The 1,342-nt window shown below is 54.2% G+C and carries 1 rRNA gene; it reads right to left on the bottom strand.

The window, feature by feature from the left end:
- A 23S ribosomal RNA gene (locus tag ACOTX7_RS24250) occupies positions 1-1,342 on the bottom strand; the annotation flags it as partial.

Here is a 1,342-nt window from a genome sequence, read left to right as displayed (position 1 = left end):
GCTCGCGTACCACTTTAAATGGCGAACAGCCATACCCTTGGGACCTACTTCAGCCCCAGGATGTGATGAGCCGACATCGAGGTGCCAAACACCGCCGTCGATATGAACTCTTGGGCGGTATCAGCCTGTTATCCCCGGAGTACCTTTTATCCGTTGAGCGATGGCCCTTCCATTCAGAACCACCGGATCACTATGACCTGCTTTCGCACCTGCTCGCGCCGTCACGCTCGCAGTCAAGCTGGCTTATGCCATTGCACTAACCTCCTGATGTCCGACCAGGATTAGCCAACCTTCGTGCTCCTCCGTTACTCTTTGGGAGGAGACCGCCCCAGTCAAACTACCCACCAGACACTGTCCGCAACCCGGATCACGGGTCTACGTTAGAACACCAGCCATTAAAGGGTGGTATTTCAAGGGCGGCTCCACGCAGACTGGCGTCCACGCTTCAAAGCCTCCCACCTATCCTACACATCAAGGACCAGTGTTCAGTGTCAAGCTATAGTAAAGGTTCACGGGGTCTTTCCGTCTTGCCGCGGGTACACTGCATCTTCACAGCGAGTTCAATTTCACTGAGTCTCGGGTGGAGACAGCCTGGCCATCATTACGCCATTCGTGCAGGTCGGAACTTACCCGACAAGGAATTTCGCTACCTTAGGACCGTTATAGTTACGGCCGCCGTTTACCGGGGCTTCGATCAAGAGCTTCGCGTTGCCGCTAACCCCATCAATTAACCTTCCGGCACCGGGCAGGCGTCACACCGTATACGTCCACTTTCGTGTTTGCACAGTGCTGTGTTTTTAATAAACAGTTGCAGCCAGCTGGTATCTTCGACTGATTTCAGCTCCGCCCGCAGGGGCTTCACCTACATATCAGCGTGCCTTCTCCCGAAGTTACGGCACCATTTTGCCTAGTTCCTTCACCCGAGTTCTCTCAAGCGCCTTGGTATTCTCTACCTGACCACCTGTGTCGGTTTGGGGTACGATTTCGTGTTACCTGATGCTTAGAGGCTTTTCCTGGAAGCAGGGCATTTATCACTTCAGCACCGTAGTGCCTCGTCATCACACCTCAGCGTTAACAAGGTACCGGATTTACCTGGAACCTCCGCCTACATGCTTAAACCGGGACAACCGTCGCCCGGCTGACATAGCCTTCTCCGTCCCCCCTTCGCAGTAACACCAAGTACAGGAATATTAACCTGTTTCCCATCGACTACGCCTTTCGGCCTCGCCTTAGGGGTCGACTCACCCTGCCCCGATTAACGTTGGACAGGAACCCTTGGTCTTCCGGCGAGCGGGCTTTTCACCCGCTTTATCGTTACTTATGTCAGCATTCGCACTTCTGA

Source organism: Enterobacter cloacae complex sp. IR5418 (assembly GCF_049238105.1).
Taxonomy (GTDB): Bacteria; Pseudomonadota; Gammaproteobacteria; order Enterobacterales; family Enterobacteriaceae; genus Enterobacter; species Enterobacter hormaechei.
Note: the sequence above shows the minus strand (reverse complement) of the source record. Positions and strands in the feature narration are given on the sequence as shown.